Annotated in this window: 17 protein-coding genes; 7 read left to right on the top strand and 10 right to left on the bottom strand. The window is 61.5% G+C overall.

What is annotated here, in order from left to right:
- Together SynNOUM97013_RS00610 and SynNOUM97013_RS00605 are read left to right on the top strand one after the other, a co-directional pair.
- Entirely contained in the window at nt 1–3,291 is a 3,291-nt protein-coding gene (locus SynNOUM97013_RS00610) for an efflux RND transporter permease subunit (RefSeq protein ID WP_186480351.1), read from the top strand.
- Nucleotides 3,254–4,252, top strand: coding sequence for an alpha/beta fold hydrolase (locus SynNOUM97013_RS00605; RefSeq protein ID WP_186480350.1), 999 nt, complete (start codon nt 3,254–3,256; stop codon nt 4,250–4,252). Before SynNOUM97013_RS00610 ends, SynNOUM97013_RS00605 begins: the two co-directional genes overlap by 38 nt.
- A 17-nt stretch (nt 4,253–4,269) precedes the next feature.
- Here SynNOUM97013_RS00605 and SynNOUM97013_RS00600 read toward each other — a convergent pair whose 3' ends face one another.
- The 3 genes from SynNOUM97013_RS00600 to SynNOUM97013_RS00590 form a co-directional block, all read right to left on the bottom strand.
- Nucleotides 4,270–5,370 (bottom strand): RpoD/SigA family RNA polymerase sigma factor, encoded by a 1,101-nt coding sequence (locus SynNOUM97013_RS00600; RefSeq protein WP_255442852.1) that lies wholly within the window; start codon nt 5,368–5,370, stop codon nt 4,270–4,272.
- Between the two features lie 52 nt (nt 5,371–5,422).
- Nucleotides 5,423–6,868: a magnesium transporter gene (gene mgtE, locus SynNOUM97013_RS00595; RefSeq protein WP_186481329.1), complete on the bottom strand. Its 1,446-nt coding sequence runs from the start codon at nt 6,866–6,868 to the stop codon at nt 5,423–5,425.
- A gap of 188 nt (nt 6,869–7,056) precedes the next feature.
- Nucleotides 7,057–8,133 carry an acyltransferase family protein gene (locus tag SynNOUM97013_RS00590; protein WP_370586485.1) on the bottom strand — a complete coding sequence of 359 codons (1,077 nt, stop codon included), beginning with the start codon at nt 8,131–8,133 and terminating at the stop codon, nt 7,057–7,059.
- A 110-nt stretch (nt 8,134–8,243) separates the two neighbouring features.
- On the opposite strand from SynNOUM97013_RS00590, the gene SynNOUM97013_RS00585 reads away from it, so the two are divergent.
- Nucleotides 8,244–8,723: a glutathione peroxidase gene (locus SynNOUM97013_RS00585; RefSeq protein WP_186480348.1), complete on the top strand. Its 480-nt coding sequence runs from the start codon at nt 8,244–8,246 to the stop codon at nt 8,721–8,723.
- Here the strand turns inward: SynNOUM97013_RS00585 and SynNOUM97013_RS00580 are convergent.
- The 4 genes from SynNOUM97013_RS00580 to gyrB are packed head-to-tail and all read right to left on the bottom strand — an operon-like array spanning nt 8,713 to nt 11,812.
- Nucleotides 8,713–9,102 carry a CrcB family protein gene (locus tag SynNOUM97013_RS00580; RefSeq protein WP_186480347.1) on the bottom strand — a complete coding sequence of 130 codons (390 nt, stop codon included), beginning with the start codon at nt 9,100–9,102 and terminating at the stop codon, nt 8,713–8,715. The genes SynNOUM97013_RS00585 and SynNOUM97013_RS00580 overlap by 11 nt on opposite strands.
- Nucleotides 9,095–9,514 (bottom strand): CrcB family protein, encoded by a 420-nt coding sequence (locus SynNOUM97013_RS00575; protein ID WP_186480346.1) that lies wholly within the window; start codon nt 9,512–9,514, stop codon nt 9,095–9,097. The genes SynNOUM97013_RS00580 and SynNOUM97013_RS00575 overlap by 8 nt, the downstream gene beginning before the upstream one ends.
- Entirely contained in the window at nt 9,507–9,845 is a 339-nt protein-coding gene (locus SynNOUM97013_RS00570) for an SH3 domain-containing protein (RefSeq protein ID WP_186480345.1), read from the bottom strand. Before SynNOUM97013_RS00570 ends, SynNOUM97013_RS00575 begins: the two co-directional genes overlap by 8 nt.
- A complete protein-coding gene (gene gyrB / locus SynNOUM97013_RS00565; protein ID WP_186480344.1) occupies nt 9,845–11,812 on the bottom strand; it encodes a DNA topoisomerase (ATP-hydrolyzing) subunit B in 1,968 nt (655 codons plus the stop codon). The genes SynNOUM97013_RS00570 and gyrB overlap by 1 nt, the downstream gene beginning before the upstream one ends.
- 116 nt (nt 11,813–11,928) lie before the next feature.
- Between gyrB and miaA the strand changes: the two genes are divergently transcribed.
- Nucleotides 11,929–12,861 carry a tRNA (adenosine(37)-N6)-dimethylallyltransferase MiaA gene (miaA, locus tag SynNOUM97013_RS00560; RefSeq protein ID WP_186480343.1) on the top strand — a complete coding sequence of 311 codons (933 nt, stop codon included), beginning with the start codon at nt 11,929–11,931 and terminating at the stop codon, nt 12,859–12,861.
- Nucleotides 12,862–12,914: 53 nt separating this feature from the next.
- Entirely contained in the window at nt 12,915–13,571 is a 657-nt protein-coding gene (gene infC / locus SynNOUM97013_RS00555; RefSeq protein WP_186480342.1) for a translation initiation factor IF-3, read from the top strand.
- Nucleotides 13,572–13,579: 8 nt separating this feature from the next.
- Here the strand turns inward: infC and SynNOUM97013_RS00550 are convergent, their stop codons facing one another.
- Nucleotides 13,580–14,389 carry a dienelactone hydrolase family protein gene (locus tag SynNOUM97013_RS00550; RefSeq protein WP_186480341.1) on the bottom strand — a complete coding sequence of 270 codons (810 nt, stop codon included), beginning with the start codon at nt 14,387–14,389 and terminating at the stop codon, nt 13,580–13,582.
- Nucleotides 14,390–14,468: 79 nt separating this feature from the next.
- Between SynNOUM97013_RS00550 and SynNOUM97013_RS00545 the strand changes: the two genes are divergently transcribed.
- Complete coding sequence (locus tag SynNOUM97013_RS00545; protein ID WP_186480340.1) at nt 14,469–15,458, top strand: GntR family transcriptional regulator; 990 nt, start codon at nt 14,469–14,471, stop codon at nt 15,456–15,458.
- Between the two features lie 55 nt (nt 15,459–15,513).
- Complete coding sequence (epsC, locus tag SynNOUM97013_RS00540; RefSeq protein ID WP_186480339.1) at nt 15,514–16,257, top strand: serine O-acetyltransferase EpsC; 744 nt, start codon at nt 15,514–15,516, stop codon at nt 16,255–16,257.
- A gap of 45 nt (nt 16,258–16,302) precedes the next feature.
- Here the strand turns inward: epsC and SynNOUM97013_RS00535 are convergent, their stop codons facing one another.
- Together SynNOUM97013_RS00535 and SynNOUM97013_RS00530 are read right to left on the bottom strand one after the other, a co-directional pair.
- On the bottom strand, nt 16,303–17,124 hold the full coding sequence (locus SynNOUM97013_RS00535) for an ABC transporter permease (protein ID WP_186480338.1): 822 nt from the start codon (nt 17,122–17,124) through the stop codon (nt 16,303–16,305).
- On the bottom strand, nt 17,124–17,930 hold the full coding sequence (locus SynNOUM97013_RS00530; RefSeq protein WP_255442848.1) for an ABC transporter ATP-binding protein: 807 nt from the start codon (nt 17,928–17,930) through the stop codon (nt 17,124–17,126). The genes SynNOUM97013_RS00535 and SynNOUM97013_RS00530 overlap by 1 nt, the downstream gene beginning before the upstream one ends.
- Between the last annotated feature and the right edge of the window lie 3 nt (nt 17,931–17,933).

Below are 17,933 nucleotides of genomic sequence, written 5' to 3'. Positions count from 1 at the left end.
ATGGCGTTTTCCGACAACTTCATCAAGCGGCCGGTGCTCACCACGGTCTGCAGCATCCTGATCGTGCTGATGGGGGTGATTGCCATCCCCACCCTGCCGATCGCCAATCTGCCCAACATCGCGCCACCGCTGATTTCGGTGACGGCGAACTACAGCGGCGCCAATTCCCTGGTCACCGAGCAAGCGGTCACCAACCCGATCGAAGAGCAGATCAACGGCGTGCCGGGCGCGTCCTACATCGCCTCCACCAGCAACATGGAGGGGCAGAGCATCATTCAGGTCTACTTCGACGAGACCACCGACATCGACATCAACCAGGTGAACGTGCAGAACCGCGTGTCCCTGGCGATGCCACAGCTACCACCCCAGGTGTCCAACACCGGCGTGTCAGTGCAGCAGTCGACACCGTCGATCCTGCTCGCATACCAGGTGTCGTCAACCGAAGGCCAATACGACGCCGCCTATCTGAATGGACTTGTCTACGAAGAGCTTTATTACCCCTTGGAACGGGTGCCTGGAGTCGCCAATGTGAACATCCTGGGCGGCAGCACCCCCGCCTACTGGCTGTTCGTCGACCCCGACAAACTGGCGGCCAATCAACTCACCGCCAGTGAAGTGGTGGACGCCGTGCAAGCCCAGAACAGCACCTCCATCGGTGGCCTGGTGGGCGGCCCCCCCGCTGCAGGCCATCAGGCCTACACCTACCCCTTGCTGGTGGAGGACAACGGCAACCTGCTCTCGATCGAGGCGTTCAACAACCTGATCGTCGGCCGCAGCGAAACCGGCAACCTGCTGCTGCTGAAGGATGTGGGTGAAGTTCGCTACGGCTTCAACAACTACACCAGCTCCGCTGTCGACGAATCGAACCACGACACCATCTCCGTCGCCGTGTTCCAGACACCAGACAGCAATGCGCTGGATGTGGCCGACGCTGTGGTGCAACAGCTGGAGTCGTTCGCGGCGAACGTCCCACCCGGCGTGACCGTGAAGCAGGTGTACAACATCGGCCAGTTCATCGAATCCTCGGTGGATGGCGTGATCGATGCCCTGGGCCTGGCCATCGTGCTGGTGCTGCTGATCCTGTTCCTGTTCCTGCAGAACTGGCGCGCCACCGTGGTGCCCAGCCTGGCCATTCCGATCTCACTGGTGGGCACCTTCGCCTTCATCAAGGTGTTCGGCTTTTCGATCAATCAACTCACCCTGCTGGGGCTGGTGCTGGCCACGGGCCTGGTGGTGGACGACGCCATCGTGGTGATCGAGGCCGTGTCCAAGAACATCGAAGCGGGCATGAAGCCCCGGCAGGCGGCGCTGGCCTGCATGGGTGAACTGTTCGGCGCCCTGGTGGCCACGGCGCTGGTACTGATGGCCGTGTTTGTGCCGGTGGCCTTCTACCCCGGCAGCATCGGCATCATCTATCAGCAATTCGCGCTGACGATCGCCTTTTCGATCGCCATCTCGGCCTTCAATGCGCTCACCTTCTCGCCGATGCTCTCGGGCCTGATCCTCAAGAGTGGCGAAGCACCGACACCCAAAGGCTGGGTGTGGCCGGTGACCGGCGTGATCGTGGGCCTGGCCTTCGGACGCTTCAGCGCCGCCTCCTTCGGCAGCTGGACCTACCTGCTCGGCGTCGTGGTGGGAGGTCTGGCCGGCGCCAATCTGCCTTTGATCTTCCGAGTGTTCAACCACCAGTTCGGTCGCCTTCAAAGCACCTATGCCCGCTTGATCGCAACCCTGATCCGCACCCGGCGCTGGGTGATGGTGGCCCTGGGCAGCGGCATTGTGATCACCGCGTTGGCCTTCTCCGCCCTCCCCTCCGCCTTCATTCCCGATGAAGACCAGGGCTATCTCGCAGGGATCTATCAGCTGCAGAACGGCGCCTCCTTGAACCAGACCGAGGCGATGGGGGCGGAGATCGCCGCCATCCTCAAACAGGAAGACGACATCCTCAACTCCAATGTGATCAGCGGCTACGGCTTCAACGGCTCAAGCCCCGACCAGGGCACGATCCTGATCGGCCTGAAGCCGTTGAGTGAACGGCCCGGACGCAAGAACAGCTCCTTCGCCATCGCCGACCGGCTGAATGCCCAGCTCTCCCAGCTCAGCAGCGGCATGGCGGTGGTGGGACAGCCCCCGGCGGTGCCGGGCTTCTCAGCCCAAGGGGGCTTCTACTTCCAGTTCAATGACCTCACCGGCAGTTACAGCTTCAACGAGCTCAATGACGAAGCCCAGAAACTGATCAAGGCGGGGCGTGAGAGCGGCATGTTCTCCACCCTCTACACCCAGTTCATTCCCAGCGCGCCGGCCTTCGAACTCACGATCAATCGCGCCGTGATGGGTGCCCTGAATGTCGACTACAAGGAAGCGATGACCACCGTCGCCAGCCTGGCTGGTGGCAGCTACACGGGGCTGACCTACGAAAACGGCCAGGTCCGCAACGTCTACCTGCAGGCTGGCGCCGAGCAACGGGCCGACGTGAACGACATCCTCAGCTATTACGTCACAAGCCGCGATGGCGAACTGGTGCAGGTGTCACAGTTCGCGCAGGTGGAGCTGTCCAGCGCACCACCGATCATCAGCCACTTCAACCTCTACCGAACGGTGCTGATCCAGGGCGCCCAAGCCGTTGGCAAGAGCTCCGGGCAAGCACTGCAGACGATCCAGTCGCTGTTCAGCCAGCAGTCGTTCAACAACATCGGCTCAGCCTTCACCGGTTTGGCGTTGCTGCAGCTGTCGGCAGGCAATGCCAGCGTGCTGGTGTTTGGCCTGGGCATCGTGATCGTGTATCTGGTGCTGTCGGCCCAGTACGAGAGCTACATCACGCCGGTGATCATTCTTGCCACCGTGCCCCTGGCCATGCTCGGTGCCCTGGCGTTCCTGGCCATCCGCTCGATCGACCTGAACATCTACGCCCAGGTGGGGCTGGTGACACTGATCGGCCTGGCCGCCAAGAACGGCATCCTGATCGTGGAAGTGGCCGAACAACATCTGGAGGAAGGACTGTCGCCCACCGATGCGGTGGTGGCCTCGGCGGAATCGCGCTTGCGCCCCATCCTGATGACCGCCATCGCCGCCCTGGCTGGCTTTCTGCCCCTTGTGGTCGCCAACGGCGCCGGTGCCCAAAGCCAGCAATCGTTGGGCACGGTGATCTTCGGTGGTCTGGTGGTGGCCACCGTGCTTTCCCTGGGAGTCGTGCCGCCCTTTTATGTGGTGATCAAGGGGCTGGAGGCGCGGTGGTTCGGTCAAAACCAGCAGGATGAGAGCGACGACGCAGCAATCGCTGGTGCCAGCTGAATGTTTTTGGACTTGGGCGCAAGACGATGGCAGTGATCTGAGTGTCGCCTGGCGCCATGCAGGCCATCACGGCTCACCCGCCGAGTCATCGCGATCCCTGCCGTCGGTGGTGCTGGTGCATGGCTTCGGGGCCAGCAGCGGTCACTGGCGCCACGCCTTGCCGGTGCTGGGAGGCTGCACGACCACCTACGCGCTCGACCTGATCGGCTTTGGTGCCAGCAGCCAGCCCCAGGCCTTGTTGGCGGGGGAATCGGATCCCACCCAGCCCCCATCCAGCAGCAGCGCCCTGCGCTACGGCTTCGATCTCTGGGGGCAGCAGGTGGCCGACTTCTGCCAGCAGGTGGTGCAAGGGCCTGTGCTGCTGGTGGGCAACTCCATCGGCGGCGTGGTGGCTCTGCGGGCGGCGCAGCTGCTGGAGCAACGCTGCCGGGGAGTGGTGCTGATCGACTGCGCCCAACGGCTGATGGATGACAAGCAGCTCTCCACCCAACCGGCCTGGATGGCCTGGATCCGGCCCCTGCTCAAAACGCTGGTGAGCCAGCGCTGGTTGAGCACCGCCCTGTTCCGCAACGCAGCGCGACCGCGAGTGATCCGCAGCGTTCTCGGTCAGGCCTACCCCAGTGGCGCCAACATCGACGACGCGCTTGTTGACCTGCTCTATCAACCGACGCAACGACCGGGAGCAGCGGAAGCCTTTCGCGGCTTCATCAATCTGTTTGATGACCACCTGGCCCCTGTGCTGCTGGAGACCCTCCAGCAACCGGTGCATCTGATCTGGGGCGAACGGGATCCCTGGGAACCGGTAGCGGAAGCACGCGCCTGGGCTGAGCGTTTCAGCTGCATCCAGTCGTTACTCGTGCTCCCGAAGGTGGGGCACTGTCCCCATGACGAAGCTCCAGAGCCGGTGAATGCCCGGCTGCTGGAGCTTCTCGTAAGCATTGGTGAAGCGAAGTCGGTCTGAAGCTGAAGAACGTTGACTCAGCAGGCGACGTAGGCCTCCACCTGATCACTGAGACGACGCAGTCCGGCCAGACCGTCGCGCTCCAGGTTGCGCACGCGATCGCGACTGATGCCGATCACGCGGCCGATACCGGTGAGGCTCATCGGGTCCTCGCCGTCCATGCCGTACCGCATCCGCAGCACACGCTCCTGCAGTTCCGGCAGCTGACCCAGCAGATCCCGCAGGTCGCCCTTCAGGCATTCGCCCTCCACCTGTTCGCTCGGCAGCTCACCTTCACCGGCCAGAAGATCCAGAAGCTCGGTGTCATCACCGTCGCCCACCTTCATTTCCAGGCTCACCGGCTGACGCGCACGGCACATCAGGTCCTTCACGTCGTCTTCTGGCAGTTCCACAAATGCCGCCAGTTCCGTCACCGATGGCGTGCGGCCCAGTTCCTGACTCAACTCACGCTGACCTTTCTTCAGCTTGTTCAGCATCTCGGTGATGTGAATCGGCAGCCGGATCGTGCGGCTCTTCTCCGCAATCGCCCGCGTGATCCCCTGACGAATCCACCAGTACGCATAGGTGCTGAACTTGTAACCACGGGTCGGGTCGAACTTCTCCACACCCCGCACCAGACCGATGGTTCCCTCCTGGATCAGATCCAGCAGCTCCATATTCCGCTTGGTGTATTTCTTGGCGACGCTCACCACCAGACGCAGGTTCGCCGCCACCATCCGCTCCTTAGCGCGGCGGCCCGCATGCAGCTTGCGCTTCAGTTGTACTGGGCTCAATCCAGCAGCCTTGGCCAGCTCTGCTGCAGGCACCGCTTCGCCGCCACGCTGATCGCTGAGCTCCGCTTCCTGCGCTTCCAGATCCATCAGTTCCTGCACCTGACGGCCGAGGGTGATCTCCTGCTGATGACTCAGCAGCGGCACACGGCCGATGTCCCGCAAATAGGAACGCACCAGGTCGACATCTGTGCCGGATGGGCGGACGGCAACAGCTTTAGAGGACGAGCCTTTGGACGGCGACTTGGTCGCAGTGGCCTTTGCTGTGGGTGCCTTAGTGGATGCCACACCCTTGGTTGAAATCTTGGCAGCGTTCGCAACGGAAGCAGCGGCGAGAGCAGGAGCCATAACGCTTCTTTGAGTTGTGTGAAGCGTACTCCTAAGAAACGTAAACGTCCTCTCAGAAAAGTGCTGCGGCAAAGAAATGGGTAGAAATACCTGCCCCCTGCAGCAGCTGGGGCCAATGCACCAGCAACCACTGCGCTGTCTTTAAATAGATGAGCGTGCCCACCACATCGGTGCAGGTGGTGATGAAGGGCGTCGACATCAAAGCCGGGTCCAGCCCCATGCGGTTGAACAGCAACGGGAAACCGGCGCCGGCCGTGGCCGCCAGGGTGGTGATCGCCAGCAGGCTGGTGCCCACGGACAAGCCCACCAGCGGGCTCTGACCCCGCCACCAAGCGAAGGGCACCACCAGCACCATCATCAACAAACCCAGCAGCAAACCGGCCATCGCCTCACGGCCCACGGCCTTGAGCTGCCCCAGGGAGGCAATGCTCTGGGTGCTTAGACCACGGATGACCACCGTGGAGCTTTGGGCACCAACGTTGCCGCCGGTTCCCGCCAACAGCGGAATGAAAGCAGCCAGCAACACCACCTCCTTTAAAACGTCTTCATTGACGGCGATCACCTCGGAAGTGACGAGGCTGGCCACCACCAGCACCGACAGCCACACCACCCGGCGGCGCGCCACGGTAAACAAATTGCTCTGGAAGTAATCGTCTTCATCGCCCGCCTCCACAGCACCGGCGGCGTAGAGGTCACGGGTGGCCTCCTGCTCGATCACATCAATCACGTCATCGACGGTGACGATGCCCACCAGACGCATCTCGCGATCCACCACCGGCACCGCCAAGAAGTCGTAGCGCTGAATCGCCCGGGCCACCTCCTCCTGGTCGGTGTCGGTGTTGATGCTCACCACATCACGGGTCATCACATCACCGATGTGGTCCTCAGGATCAGCCGTGACCAGGTCCCGCAACGACAAGATGCCGGTGAGATGGCGCTCGGCGTCCGTGACGTACAGGCTGTAGACCGTCTCGGTGTCGCGGGCCCGGCGGCGCACGATCGCCAGCGCCTGCGCCGCGCTGTGAAATTCCTTGAGATCGATGTATTCGGTCGTCATCAGGCGACCCGCGGTCTCACTGGCGTAACCCAGCAGCTGAGCCGTCACCCGCCGCTCCGCAGGACTCAGCTCGGTGAGAAGCCTGCGCACCACCTTGGCGGGAAGCTCATCGAACAGCCGCACCCGATCATCCGGCGACATCTCCTCCACAATCTCGAGCACTTCGCCAGACCGAAGCCGCTCCAGCAGGCTCTGCTGCACCGGAGGCTCGAGGTATTCATAGACCTCAATCGCCTCATCCTTGGGCAACAAGCGGAAGGCCAGGGCCTGCAGGGTCATGGGCAGACCACCGATGGCTTCTGCAATATCAACCTCTTGGAGGGGCGAAAGCAGCGATTTCGCAGCGTCGTAGTGACCGACCTCCAGCAAAGCCTGCAGCTCTTGCAGCAGCTGCTCAGATTCCAAGCCGACTCCGGCCAAGGCTGCGGGGGCCTGCTCCATCACCGATGCCCCCATTCCTCATCACGAGTGTAATTGTGCCCAACGAGCCTCCCCAAGACTCGTCACCGGAAATAGTGATGTGAAGCACGAAACAGAGCATGCGCCAAGAGCAAGCGACGCTTCAAGCAGCCACAGAACCATCAAAGAAGCACATATCAACACATCACATAAAAAACGACCCAAAAAAGTCAAACCAGACGCTTCCTCAAAACCATAAAAGGACGCTCAAACAACCGCCAACAAAGATCCCCGACAACAATCGAACCAACCAAATAAATCAGCAAGCCGAATTCTGCCGGCAGATTTAATTGCCTCACAAAATAGGCAATTGGCAAGTGCAAAAGATAAACCGAATAGCTACAGCGACTGAGAACCTGAAGAGCACGGCTTCCCCATGTGGGCAAGGAGCGATATTGAAATCGCCAACTTGCGGCAACGAACGCAGCCGCCAAAACACCTGCTAGCGGGTAAAAACCAAATGAAATCCACCCCCTTGCATGTTCAGGCAGTGGATTCATCACATCCCTGAACAGCTCAGGGGCCGTCGCAGAAAGGGCACAGATCAAACCAATCACAGCAGGCGTGCTCACACTGCCCCGCCGCGCAAACGAATGAAATTGCTTTGGCAAACGGCGCAAAGACCAAGCCAGAAGCCCGCCATAGACGAGAGCATCCGTCTGCATCAACAAACCTTGCTTTAAAGCTTGCACAGAAAGACCCTGCTCAAGCGCATGAAAACGTGCAAACCCCGCAACAACGGGCACAACGAGAAGCACGGCAAGGAATAAGCGCACGAGCGACTGCCGCGAAACCAAAAACCTCTGGCGACAACACATCAACACTGCAGCGAAGGCTGCAAAAGCCAGATAACTCCATTCTTCAATCACCAGACTCCAGGAAACAGGCAACAGCACTGGTGCCAGTCCCATGGGTCCTTGCAAAAACAATCCATTGAGAGCAAGTGTGCTCCAGCCCAACCAAGCCAGAACACCAGTGCCGCTGAGTAACGCCAAAAGGATCCAGTAGGTGGGAACAGTGCGCAACCAGCGCCGCAGCACAAACACCTTCAAAGTCTCCTGGCGCTGGCCCAGCACCACATCCAGCAACTGCCCAATCACCAGAAAGCCACTGATGGCAAAGAAAATGGTGACGCCCCAAAACCCCGGACGAAACCAATTCAGCCCTGAACTGGCACGCAAGACATCTGGCAGCAGATCTCCTGCATGAGACCAAAGCACCAAAAACACTGCGCCGGCCCTCAACAGATCGACGCCCTCATAAAAGGCTCCTCGTGACGGTGACTCAGTCAGACGAACATCCGTCGTTGGATGGAGGCTACGACGTAGCTAAGGTCGCACTCCAAACCGACTTACGCATGTCTGTCAACGTCTCCAACGTTGTGGTGAAAACCGCTGCGGGATCAGATCAATCCCTCGGCGCCTACGCCGGCAAGGTGCTGCTGATCGTGAATGTGGCCAGCCGCTGCGGTTTCACTAAGCAGTATTCCGGACTGCAGGCGCTGCAAGACAAGTACGGAGCTGAAGGCCTGTGCGTTCTTGGCTTCCCCTGCAACGACTTCGGTGCCCAGGAGCCTGGCACCCTGGATGAAATCAAGAGCTTCTGCTCCACCACCTACGGCGCCAGCTTCGAGCTGTTCGACAAGGTGCATGCCAGCGGCAGCACTACCGAGCCTTACACCACCCTCAACACCACCGAGCCCGCCGGCGATGTGGCCTGGAACTTCGAGAAGTTCCTCGTGGGCAAGGATGGCACTGTGATCAACCGCTTCAAGAGTGGTGTCGCGCCGGAAGACGCCGAGCTCACCAGTGCGATCGAAGCGGCCCTTAAGGCCTGAGCTTGAGGCGACCCAGCCCTCGACCCACCAGCAACCCGAGGGCTGCGCCGCCAAGGCCCAGCCCCAGGGTGAGCCCGATCAAACCGACGGCCGCCCAAGGCTGGCCAGAGCTGAGCAGATCGACGCTGTTCACCATCCAACTGCTGAAGGTGGTGAAGGCGCCGCAGAAACCAACGCCGATCAGCAGCTGCAGACGAGGCCGATAGGGCAATCCCAGCAGCAGGCCGAGAATCAGCGCCCCGAGCACATTGGCCAGCACGTCGCGATCGTGCAGCGCAGCACCGAGCTGCCAGCGCAACAGCGCCCCCGGCACCGCTCCAATGGCCACCAACAACAGCTCCTGCAATTCGTCGCGCATCGACAGGGTCTTGTCAGCCATCAGCCAGCCCCAATCCATACCCCGCTGCGGCGACGAGCAAACCGCCCAGCACCGAACCAACGGCGAGCAACAGGGCTTCTCCCCAGCGGCGATCACGCAGGGTGTTGAGCACCTCCACCGCAAAGGTGGAGAAGGTGCTGAGGCTACCGAAGAAACCCACGCCGATCAGCAGGATCAATGGAGAGGTGCCACCAGCCGAGGGATCGCAGCGGCCGGAGCGCTGAAGACCCATCACCAGCCCCAAGGCGAAGGCGGCGGCGAGATTGACCATCAACGTGCCCCAGTGCTTGCGCGGCACCATCGGATCGAAGTGGTTGACCACCCGCAGACGCAACCAGGCGCCGGGAATCGCCCCAAGCCCCACCAACACCGCCTGATGAAGGGTGGCATCAGCCGCAGCAACGTCAGCCATGGATCCAGCCCCGCTGACCTTCAACAGCCATGGGCAAGGCTGAGCCGCTGGCCACCTGCACCTGAATCCAGTCACGGCCGTCATCGCTGCGCCAATGGCGCAGCAACTGCAGGGGCGTTCCCACCTCCAGGCGGCGCAGTGACGGGGCCGCCACACGTGGGCTGGCCTGCAAAACGCAGCGATCACCGCTGAGCAGCGGGCCACTGCCCTGGTAACGGCGCACTTGGGGCAAACGACGTTCGGCACCACCCGCCGGCAGGGCGGCAGGGCCGAGCAACGACACGCCAAGCAACCAGCTCCAGCGCAGCATCGCGGCGGCTGAGCGATTCATCAGATGTCGAGCGCTGTCATGTCGAGCTCAGCGCTGTGGGTTTCGATGAACTCACGACGGGGAGCGACCTTGTCGCCCATCAGGATCGTAAAGATGCGATCAGCTTCCAGGGCATCTTCGATCTCTACACGCTTCATGGTGCGAGTGGTGGGATCCATGGTGGTTTCCCACAATTGCTGGGGCATCATTTCACCCAGACCCTTGAATCGCTGAATGTTGTAGTTGGCTTTCTCGCCGAATCCGTCGATGGTTTTTTGCAACTCAGATTCGTTGTAGCAGTAGTTGTGCTTCTTACCGCGCTCCACTTTGTAGAGCGGCGGGCAGGCGATATAGATGTAGCCACCTTCCACAAGCTCCTTCTGATAGCGATAGAAGAAGGTGAGCAGCAGGGTGCGAATGTGCGCGCCATCCACGTCGGCGTCGGTCATGATCACGACGCGGTGGTAACGCAGATTTTTCACATCAAAGTCTTCGCCTTTGATGCCCAAACCGAGAGCTGTAATCAATGCCTGGATCTCGGTGTTTTTGTAGATCTTGGCGTCGTCGGTTTTCTCAATGTTGAGGATCTTGCCCCGCAATGGAAGAATCGCCTGGAAGCGCCGATCACGGCCCTGCTTGGCGGATCCACCAGCGGAGTCGCCCTCCACGATGTAGATCTCAGATTCGGATGGATCGCGAGTGCTGCAGTCGGCCAACTTGCCCGGCAGGGTTGAACTTTCCAGCACGCTCTTGCGGCGCACCAGCTCGCGGGCACGGCGGGCAGCTTCCGCAGCATTGAAGGCCTGAATGGCCTTCTCCAGGATCATGTCGATCACACCCGGATTGAATTCCAGGTATTGGCTCAAGGCCTCACCCACCAGGCTGTCGACGATGCCGCGCACCTCGGTGTTGCCGAGCTTGGTTTTGGTTTGGCCCTCAAATTCAGGCTCCGGCACCTTGACCGACAACACAGCCGTCAGACCCTCACGGATGTTCTCGCCAGCGAGATTGGAATCCGCTTCTTTGCGCTTGCCGCGCTTGCGGGCAAAGGTATTGAGCGTGCGAGTGAGCACGGTCTTTAGACCCTCGATGTGGGTGCCGCCATCGACGGTGCGGATGTTGTTGGCAAAGCCAAGGATGCTGTCGGAGTAGGCATCCACGCACCACTGGAGTGCCGCTTCCACCGAAACGCCATCCTTTTCGGCATTCACATAAATGATCTCGGGATGCAGCGCATCCTTCTCCGCATTCATGTAAGCGACGTATTCCTTGATGCCGCCTTCGTAGAAGTAAATCTCCTCGTGGGCATTGCCTTCGGCGTCGCGTGCCGACTCGCGCTCATCCCGGAACACGATGCGTACGCCACCGTTGAGATAGGCCAGCTCCCGCAGCCTGGCCGACAGGGTGGCGTAATCAAAAACGATGCCGCCCGTGAAGATCTCGATATCGGGCTTGAAGCGCACACTGGTGCCGGTGCGGCCGCCTTCGTCGGCCGGCTGATCTTCCGAGGCCAAGTTGCCAATCGGGGCGCCCCGCTCAAAGCGCTGGCGGTGCAGCTTCGACTGCCGGCGAACGGTGACCTCGACCCATTCACTCAGGGCGTTGACCACCGAGACGCCGACGCCGTGGAGACCACCGGAGACTTTGTAACCACCGGCGCCGAACTTGCCGCCGGCATGCAGGACGGTGAGCACCGTTTCCAGCGCGCTCTTGCCGGTGCGCGGGTGCACGTCGGTAGGAATGCCGCGGCCGTTGTCGGTGATGCAGGCGGAGCCGTCCTCACACAGCACCACCTGGATTTCGTTGCAGTGCCCCGCCAGCGCTTCATCGACGGAGTTATCCACCACCTCATACACAAGGTGATGCAAGCCCCTCGGCCCCGTGGTGCCGATATACATGCCGGGGCGCTTGCGGACGGGCTCAAGGCCCTCCAGCACCTGAATCTGTTCGGCACCGTAGGCCGCCTGTACTTTCGCGGCTTCGCTCATGCGCTTTCGGTCGGCCAGGCTTCCTGTCAGGCTGAATTTACCACCGGCGCAACAGAGACGCTCACAGAGGCCTCTCAGACGTCATTTTTTGCAGGGGTGCACCCCCTTTCCGCTCGATGCCCGACTCCAGCCCACCTGCAGCGCCCAACGCAGCGCAGGATGCACCACTGGTGGTGGTGCTGCTGGGACCCACCGCCAGCGGCAAGACGGCACTGAGCCTGGAGCTGGCGGAACGCTTCGAACTGGAGATCCTCAACATCGATTCGCGCCAGCTTTACGCCGAGATGGATGTGGGCACGGCCAAGCCCACCGCCGCCCAGCAGGCACGGGTGCCCCATCACTTGCTGGACCTGCGTCGCCCTGACCAACCGATCACCCTGCAGGAGTTCCAGCAGGAAGCAACCAAAGCGGTGAACCGCAGCCTGCAGACACGCGGCATGGCCTTCCTGGTGGGGGGCAGCGGCTTGTATCTGAAAGCCCTCACCAGTGGCCTGCGCCCTCCGGCCGTTCCGCCCCAGCCCGCCCTGCGCCAGCAGCTGGACGACCTGGGCCAACCGGTCTGCCATCAATTGCTGCAGGGAGCTGACCCGGCCGCCGGCCAACGCATCGCCGCGGCAGATGCTGTGCGCACCCAGCGCGCCCTGGAGGTGCTCTATGCCACCGGCCAGCCCATGAGCGAGCAGACCAGCGCCGAGCCACCACCCTGGCGGGTGCTGGAACTGGGCCTGAACCCGGCCAATCTGCGCCAGCGCATCAGCCAGCGCACAGAAGAGCTGTATGCCGGTGGCCTGCTGGAGGAGACCCGCCAACTCAAGGAGCGCTACGGCGCAGCATTGCCGTTGCTGCAAACCATCGGCTACGGCGAGGCCCTGCAAGTGCTGGATTGCCGCCTGAACCAGGACCGGGCCATCCGTCAGACCACCCAACGCACCCAGCAATTCGCCAAACGCCAGCGGACCTGGTTCCGGCGTCAGCACCAGCCGCATTGGCTGGGAGATGCTGATGCCCTTAAGGAAGCCACCCAGCTGATCGAGGCGGGTCTAGGGTGAGCCTTACAACATTGCTTGGCTGATTGCGGCCGAGCCGCCCCTGCACTCACTGAATGCCACCACGTCCCCGTTTTGACCGCCGTGCCCCCGTCCGGGAGCTTCCCAACATCAACGAGCGCGTCAACTATCCCCAGTTGAGGGTGGTCGATGCCGACGGCACCCAACTCGGGGTGATCGACAGGGAAGAAGCTCTGTCTGTGGCTAAAGAGCGTGAACTCGACCTGGTGCTGGTGAGCGAAAAGGCCGATCCGCCGGTGTGCCGGATCATGGACTACGGCAAATACAAGTTCGAGCAGGAAAAGAAAGCCAAAGAGGCCAAGAAGAAGTCGCACCAGACCGAAGTCAAGGAGGTCAAGATGCGCTACAAGATCGACCAGCACGATTACGACGTGCGGATCGGTCAGGCCCAGCGCTTCCTCAAGGCGGGCGACAAGGTGAAGTGCACCGTGATCTTCCGTGGCCGCGAGATCCAGCACACCGCTCTGGCCGAAACGCTGCTGCGCCGCATGGCCAAAGACCTCGAGGAACCGGCCGAGATCCAGCAGCCCCCCAAACGGGAAGGCCGCAACATGATCATGTTCCTGACGCCACGCAAAACACCGCTGGTGAAAAAGGACGACAAAGAGGAAGTGGTGAACAAGGCGGTGCGCACGATCACAGCACCCCCGCGCGCTGTGCGCACGGTGGGCAAACCCAGCAACAGCGGCTGATCGTCTGATCAGCTCAGCCCAAGCGCGTCCTCCAACAGCCGCCAGCCCGCGCTGGCGGCTTTGTCGTGAAAGGCAGCGCGGGCATCACACATGAAGCCGTGATCCGCGCCGGCATAGCTGACAGCGCGCAAGCGTTGCCCCTCGGGATCAGCAGCCTGCAAGGCCGCTGCAATCGCTACGCGATCACTGGCGGGAATCAGCGGGTCGTCGAGGCCGAACAGACAGGTGAACGCTCCTGACACCTGCGGCAGCAGCTCCAGGGTGGGAGCGCCGCCACCGGGCCGCCCCTGCACGACGCCAGCGCCATAAAACGCGAAGCTGCGGGTCACCCCAGGCAGGGTGGCCGCCAGCCAGGTGGCATGGCCGCCAAAGCAGAACCCCACCACGATGATCTCCAGATCCGTAGCCTCCAGGCTGCGCTGAAGCCAGGCGATCGCCGCCTGCAGATCAGCCAGGATTTCATCGGCATGGGTGGCGTTTTTGTGCTCCCGTCCATGCGCAAGTTGCATCTCGCCATAACTGAGATCCAACTCCGGAGCTGTGCGCGCGAACAGGGGTATCGCCAGGGCCGGAACGCCCATGGATGCGAAGCGATCGGCCACAGAGCGCACCCAAGCGTTCACGCCAAACACCTCGGGAAGCACCAAAACGGTACGTTTTCGCTCCGTTGCTGAGCCTTTCTGGTTACGGATCCGTGCTACCTCCTCCTGGCCGCCACTCAGCGGCTCCGGCAGCGACCACCAGCAGCGCAGGGGCACCGGGCCTCCATCCACCACGCACCAGCGGGACTCGATTTCCGGTGCAACGGGAACTGGCATAGGGACACTGACCACCCGGCCAATTGTCACCGAGCCGTTCACTCCTTATGGTGGCCGCATCTTGATCCGGCCCACCGGCGTGCGATTCCACATCCAGCAGGAAAGCGATATCCCCGCGTCGACCCAGCTGTACAACCAGATCTGTTTCGCCATCGCCGCCAGGCACTACCCCCCGGGTCATCGCCTGCCCAGCACGCGTCAGCTGGCGATGCAGACCGGCCTGCACCGCAACACGATCAGCAAGGTGTACCGCCAGCTGGAAACCGATGGCGTGGTGGAAGCCATGGCCGGCTCCGGCATCTACGTGCGCGACCAGCAGAAGCCGCGGGAAATCCGCTCGCCGATGACCATGCGCAACCGCGGGGTCACCGACATCGACCGCGAGGTGCGCAAATGCGTGGATGGGCTGCTGAATGCCGGCTGCACCCTGCAGCAGACCCGCGACCTGCTCACCCGTGAAATCGACTGGCGCCTGCGCTGCGGCGCCCGCGTGCTGGTGAGCACCCCCCGGGAAGACATCGGCGCCTCGATGCTGATCGCCGAAGAGCTGGAGCCCTGCCTGGACGTGCCCGTGGAGGTGGTGCCGATGGAGGAGCTGGAAAGCGTGCTGGAGAGCGCCAGTAATGGCACGGTGGTGACCAGTCGCTACTTCCTGCAACCCGTGGAAGAGCTGGCCAAGAAACACGGCGTGCGGGCCGTGGCCGTGGACCTCAACGACTTCCGCGGCGAGCTGGCGATGCTGAAGGAGCTGCGGCAGGGAAGCTGCGTGGGCCTGGTGAGCATCAGCCCGGGCATCCTGCGGGCGGCCGAAGTCATCCTCCACTCGATGCGCGGCAACGAACTGCTGCTGATGACCGCAACGCCGGATGTGCAGAGCCGCCTGCTGGCCCTGCTGCGGGCCTCCAGCCATGTGCTGTGCGATCGCCCCAGCATGCCCCTGGTGGAGCAGAGCTTGCGCCAGAACCGCTCCCAGCTGATGCGCATGCCCCAGGTGCATTGCGCCGAGAGCTACCTGAGTGGCGACACGATCGAGCAGCTGCGCAAGGAGATCGGCCTACAGACCAGCTGAGCACTGCCAGCTGCCACAATGACGCCCTTCAGTGCTGAAAGCGCGGCGCCCAGGCATGCTCAACCACCTCCGCGCCGACCTGGCGATCATCCGTGAACGGGACCCCGCAGCGCGTGGGCCGCTGGAGATACTGCTCTGCTACCCGGGCTTTCAGGCGTTGACCCTGCACCGCCTCAGCCACCGGCTGTGGCGCTCCAGGCTGCCCCTCAAGCTGCCCGCCCGCCTGCTCAGCCAACTGGGGCGAGGCCTCACTGGCGTGGAGATCCACCCAGGCGCCACCATCGGCCATGGGGTGTTCATCGACCACGGCATGGGTGTGGTGATCGGCGAAACCGCCGAAGTGGGCGATCGCTGCCTGCTGTATCAGGGCGTCACCCTGGGCGGAACGGGCAAGGAACACGGCAAGCGCCACCCCACCCTCGCCAACAACGTGGTGATCGGGGCCGGCGCCAAGGTGCTCGGTGCGATTGAAGTGGGCGCCAACACACGCGTCGGTGCGGGGTCGGTGGTGGTGCGCAATGTGGAAGCAGACTGCACCGTGGTGGGCATCCCCGGCCGGGTGATCCACCAGAGCGGCGTGCGGATCAACCCCCTGGCCCATTCGGCGCTACCTGATGCGGAGGCCAGCGTGATCCGCAACCTGATGGAGCGAATCGACCAGCTGGAAGGCCAGGTGCGCAGCCTCCAGGACAACCTCAGAACCATGGCCGCCGCCAACGGCAGTACCCTCCGCGAAGTGCGCAGCGGCAAAGCCCAGAACCTCAAAGACCGGGAAATCTTGGAGTTTCTAGGGGACTGACGGGTGACGCCAATTGCTGTCGGTGGCGAAAGGAACAGACTTGGATCAAATCAAAAATGGAAGATTGGGTCGTTCACGGTTGATCAACCGGATCGCAAGCCAGAGGCCCACCACATTGGCCAGCAGAACAACTGCATTTTGCGACCAAATCACTTCACCGGTCATCAAGGTGTGACGCACCGGGCTGAGCACGCGATAAAGAGGATTGAAATTTGCCGTCCATTGCATTGCACCCAAATTCTCTTTCTCAAAAAGAATCGGCGACAACAGGAAAATCAACTGAAGGGCCACTGGCACGAGTTGATAGAGATCGCGATAACGCGCTCCGAGCAAACAAATCAGCACTGGACACCAGTAAAGGAACAGCAGCAGATTGAGAATCGGCAGCCAACCTACGAACAGATAAGGAATCAAGCTGAGCTGAAAACAGCTAAGAACAGCCACCACCAGTAAGAAGGACATCACGAAGGTCTGCAGCTGAAACGACCACTCTTCCAAGGTGTAAAACACCGGATTAAGGTTGGTGTTGTGCACATGCGAATGATTGTGCAGAAACAGAGTGGGCGCTGATGAAATCGCGGCAGCAATCGCGTTCCAAACCACCAGACCCAAGCCTAGATACACCACATAAGTCTGAAAATCTTGCACTTTGAACACAGTGCCGTACACAGCCGCCAGAACTGCAATCGAAAACAGATTGGAAAGACCAAGCCAGAAGCTGCCGAAATAAGTGCGCACAAAACGCGCTTTCGTGCGTGCCGAAGCGGTGAACCACCACACGCGACGCATCCGCCAGGCTTCTCTCAGCGTGCTGCGCACACTGCAACGCGCGGGCTTGGCAGAACCAGGCAGAAGCGAGGGGGTCATCAGGGTTGGTTGTAATAAGCCAGGGCGTCGTTCAGCGGACCGTCGAAGACGATGCGGCCTTCCCTGAACACCAAACCACGACTGCAGAAACGCCTCAAGAGAGCCTCTGCATGGGACGCGAGCAGCAGAGTTCCCGCTGTATCCAGAAAACGCTCGAGGCGATCCTGAGCCCTGTCATAGAAGTGCGTGTCCCCGGCTCCGAAGCCCTCATCCATGGCAAGACACTCATGGCTGCCACTGGTGAGCACCGCAAACAGCAGCCTTGCCGCCATTCCCTGGCTGTAGGTCTTCAAGGGCAGATGAATGAAATCACCCAGACCGGCAAAGCCAACGACATCGTCCTGAAAGGCCTCGAAGCCAAGCAAATTGCCATGGATGAGGAGGTAATGCGCCTTCATGGCCTGGAGGCCGCTTAGTTCGTCGCTGGTGATGAAACTCTTGTGAATCATCGGGAACACCGGCACCTGAGCCTGAAACAGGCCCGCCGTGGGCTGATAGATCCCTGAAATCAGGCGCAGAAACGTGCTTTTGCCAGCACCGTTATGGCCGATCAAGGCAATGCGTTCGCCTTCATGGATGGTGCAGTTGATGTCCTGCAGAGCCGTCACAACCGCTCCACCCCGTTGGCGCCGAAGCGATCCCCCTGTCACTGAGCGGATCAACGACGCTTTGAGACTGCGGGTCTCGTTAGTGAAAACCGGAATATCCAGACGCACCCCTTCCAGATGGAGTGCGACCGGTGCAGGAGGGATGGGGCCTGGATCTGTCATTGCAATGGCAGCCAGCACTCCACACGAAAAGACCATCAA

The sequence above is a fragment of the Synechococcus sp. NOUM97013 genome (assembly GCF_014279815.1).
Lineage (GTDB): Bacteria > Cyanobacteriota > Cyanobacteriia > PCC-6307 > Cyanobiaceae > Synechococcus_C.
The sequence above is the reverse complement of the archived record's forward strand: the minus strand, read 5'-3'. Positions and strand labels throughout refer to the sequence as shown.